4 protein-coding genes and 1 pseudogene are annotated in these 3,449 nt (G+C 55.0%); 2 read left to right on the top strand and 3 right to left on the bottom strand.

The annotated features are described in order from the left end of the window. Both JO226_RS05095 and JO226_RS05090 read left to right on the top strand, forming a co-directional pair. The coding region (locus JO226_RS05095; protein WP_293494191.1) for a hypothetical protein at positions 1-226 on the top strand (226 nt) is incomplete at its 5' end. A 329-nt stretch (positions 227-555) separates the two neighbouring features. Next, entirely contained in the window at positions 556-729 is a 174-nt protein-coding gene (locus JO226_RS05090) for a hypothetical protein (RefSeq protein WP_293494189.1), read from the top strand. A 188-nt stretch (positions 730-917) separates the two neighbouring features. On the opposite strand, the gene JO226_RS05085 is transcribed toward JO226_RS05090, so the two are convergent. The 3 genes and pseudogenes from JO226_RS05085 to JO226_RS05075 form a co-directional block, all read right to left on the bottom strand. Continuing rightward, on the bottom strand, positions 918-2,288 hold the full coding sequence (locus JO226_RS05085; RefSeq protein ID WP_293494186.1) for an ATP-binding protein: 1,371 nt from the start codon (positions 2,286-2,288) through the stop codon (positions 918-920). Beyond that, positions 2,264-2,932 (bottom strand): response regulator transcription factor, encoded by a 669-nt coding sequence (locus JO226_RS05080; RefSeq protein WP_293494183.1) that lies wholly within the window; start codon positions 2,930-2,932, stop codon positions 2,264-2,266. Before JO226_RS05080 ends, JO226_RS05085 begins: the two co-directional genes overlap by 25 nt. Before the next feature lie 54 nt (positions 2,933-2,986). Then, a pseudogene (locus tag JO226_RS05075) lies at positions 2,987-3,449 on the bottom strand (hypothetical protein); the annotation flags it as partial.

The raw sequence follows: 3,449 nt of genomic DNA, 5'->3' as shown, positions 1-3,449 counted from the left end.
CGAAATTGATGCCTCGATCGTTCCGGCGGGATCGCCACAACCCAATGAGAGATATCCTCTTTATTTGGCTGGCATGGAATATTTACCCCCCCTCGCTTTCGCGAATGAAAATGGAATAATTCGTTGCCAAAACAGTTACCTCTCATCAACGGGAGCAGAAAGTGTATATCTCATTCCTGCCGACAGTGCTGGATCAGTAGATACGTGGGAATTTATTCCCGTATAGCTGAAAACCGTGAAAGGAACGTAGACAAACCAAGGTGTCATTCTAAAGCCTCCGGTTCTTTCGGAGGCTACTTGCTATTCTTTTACAGGAAAAACAACAGTAACAACTGAATCTCATCATTAAACCAGAGGAGCATTGTTGCAAATAAAAAATCACCTGCTAAGTTATATTTTGTGTTGCTTATAACAACACCAAAAAGTAATCATCATAGATGATTATTACTTACCATACTGTTCACTAACCAATATATCCGTTATTACCTCTGTTATCCTTCTGGCAAGCTCTATGCCTGTCGGGATTACACGTAAAAACAAAACAGGAGATTAATCATGAGCAATAACAACAACAACAACAACAACAACAACAACAACGGCGGCAACGGTAACAACAACAATAATAATAACAACAACAATAATAACGGCGGCGGTTGCGGCGGCGGAAACAACAACAACAACAACAACAACAATAACAACAACAATAAGAATGGAGGCGGTTGTTGTTAAGGGGATGAGTAACCCTTGTAAAAAACAGGCATAGCGTTTTGTGATCTTATAGGTTGTGTAAACAACCTAACAGGAGAGCAAATCTATGCCTGTTTTCGCATTAAGGGTAATACCTAAAATGCGATAAACATGTGTTTTTCAATAAAGATGCCGATAACTTTTTGTGATGTCGTACCGTGATGCCCGGCCTATGCTAACTGCTCCCCGGGTGTGACAGGCAGGGTAATTCTTACCTGTAGCCCGGTGGCGAAATGTGCTGCCGGATGCAGGGTGACCGTGCCGCCGAGGCGGTGCACGCAGGTTTTCACGATGGATAACCCAAGGCCCGATCCTGGCTGTGTGGTGCCTTCCAGTCGGTAAAAGGCGTCAAACACCCGTTCACGTTTGCTGGCATCAATCCCCGGACCGTTATCCTCCACCTCAATTACCGCACCGCTCTCGCTCAGCGTCAGACGCAGGTCGACCTGGCCGTTTTCCGGCACATAGCGGATGGCGTTTTCCACCAGGTTTTTCAGCGCCGTACAGAGGGTGTTTTTGTCGGTCAGGATCTGCGTGTTGGCCGGTAGCGGTTCGGCGACGCCGATGTCGATGTTTTTATCCATTGCCAGCGGCAGCAGGGTTTCAATTACCTGCCTGAAAACCGCGTCGACCGCCACCGTTTCTCGGGCCTGTTCGGACGGCGTTTGCTGCTCCCGGGCGAGCGCCAGCAGCTGCTCCAGCAGATGGTGCGTGCGTTTTAGCCCCTGACGAAGGGCGTTGAGCCGCGACTGCGCCTCGGGGGACATCTCCGACCCTGCCAGCCGCTCCGCCTGGAGTGAGAGCGCGGTAAGCGGCGTGCGCAGCTCGTGGGCCGCATCGGCGATAAAGCGCTGCTGGGTCTGCATCGCGCCGTCCACTTTGCCAAGCAGCTTATTGATGCCGTTGACGAACGGGCGGATTTCATCCGGCACGGTGTGCTCCGCCAGCGGCGTGAGGTCCTGCTCGTCGCGGCGATGCACGTCATCGGCAAGGCGGATCACCGGACGAAAGGCTTTTTTAATCAGGTCGGTGGTGACCAGCAGCAGGACGGGCAGCAGCAGGGCGAACGGGATCAGCGTGCGGATGGCGCTGTCGAAGGCGATTTCGTTGCGTACATCCGTCGGCTGGCCAATGGCTACCCACATCTGCGGCGTCAGTGAATGGACGAGCACGCGGTACGCGCCGCCGTCGGTCACAATATCCTGAAAGCCTTCTTTGAGCGGCGGGCGAAGGTGAAAGGCGATGTTGGAATCTTGGGTGTGTTTACCGTCGGCGGTGATGTACTCGACGAAGATTTGGGCGTCATTATCGCCTTCCAGACGTTGGCCCATTTTGTTGCGTTCGTCATCAGTGCCGGGGGTGTACTTGATTATCCAGGCCACCTGGTCGAGGGTGTTGTCCTGTAGCTCGTGGGCTTCATCGAGGGCAAAATAGAACGCAAACCCGCCGCTGACCAGCGCGGTGGCGAAAATGGCGATGCACAACACCGCCGATAAGCGCAGCTGTACCGAGTTTGTTATCCGTTTTTTGAGACCTGCCATCCGACTCCCCTGATATTTTTAATCGCCTCGCGCCCGAGTTTTTTTCGCAGAGCATGGATCAAAAACTCGACGGCGTTGCTTTCGACCTCTTCACCCCAGCCGTAGATGCTGTCCTCCAGGTCGCGACGGGAGAGGATCCCGCCCGGGCGCTGCATGAGCGCGGCGAGCAAGGCATACTCCCGGTTGGAGAGCAAGAACCGCTCTTCGCTGGCGAGCAGGCATACCTCGTGGGTCGCCGGATCGAGCGCCATAATACCGTTGCTCATTACCGGGCTCCGGCTGCCGCTGTTGCGGCGGGTCACCGCCCGGATGCGGGCCAGCAACTCGCTCATTTCAAAGGGTTTGAGGATGTAGTCATCCGCCCCGCCGTCGAGCCCTTTCAGGCGGTCGGCGAGGGCGTCGCGGGCGGTCAGAATCAGTACCGGTACCGCGGCGTCTTTGCGCCGCAGTCCATCGAGCACCGCAAACCCGTCCTTGCCAGGCAAACCGAGGTCAAGCAGCACCACATCATAGGGCTGCGCGGCGAATCCGCTAAGGGCGTCGTCGCCGTTTTTCACCCAGTCTACGGCATAGGAGGCATCTTTCAGCGAACTTTCCAGCACTTCGCCGACCATCGCATCGTCTTCAACCAGCAGTATTCTCATAGCCTGATAGTCCGTTATGTCACTGTGCGACGATGCCTCCGGAAAAGCCCTGGGTCAACGGGATTCTGATTCCAGCGCCTCGATTTTTCCCCGGTAGGTGAGGTAGCCAATCAGGCTGATGATTGCCAGCAGGAACAGCACGCTGGTGCCGGTGGTGCCAAGCCCCATACCGCCGTTGGCCGAGGGTTGCGACAGCAGATCGCCGCAGGAGGCGCCGAACGGGCGGGTCAGGATATACACAATCCAGAAGCACAGCACGCTGTCGGCGCGCAGCACATAGTAGCTTACCGCCGTCATCAGGATCATGGTGCCGAACATCGTGGCGGCGTTGAGATAGCCGAGATCCAGTCCCTCCGCCGCCCAGTCGCCTGCCGCCGTACCCAGCGAGAAGGTGATAAGAATCGCGGTCCAGTAAAACGCTTCACGTTTCAGGGTGATGATACTGTGGATCGATAACGTCCTCTCTTTCGCATACCAGACGCCGAAAACGACTAACAACATCACCGCGAAGACGCCG

Origin of the sequence: Pluralibacter sp., assembly GCF_019237635.1 — a bacterium.
Lineage (GTDB): Bacteria > Pseudomonadota > Gammaproteobacteria > Enterobacterales > Enterobacteriaceae > Enterobacter_B.
This window is presented reverse-complemented; position numbering and strand designations above follow the sequence as displayed.

What these genes read in the sequence shown, in the direction of transcription:
- JO226_RS05090 (WP_293494189.1), top strand. Translation starts at nt 556, where the DNA reads ATGAGCAATAACAACAACAACAACAACAACAACAACAACAACGGCGGC.
- JO226_RS05085 (WP_293494186.1), bottom strand. Translation starts at nt 2,288, where the DNA reads ATGGCAGGTCTCAAAAAACGGATAACAAACTCGGTACAGCTGCGCTTA.
- JO226_RS05080 (WP_293494183.1), bottom strand. Translation starts at nt 2,932, where the DNA reads ATGAGAATACTGCTGGTTGAAGACGATGCGATGGTCGGCGAAGTGCTG.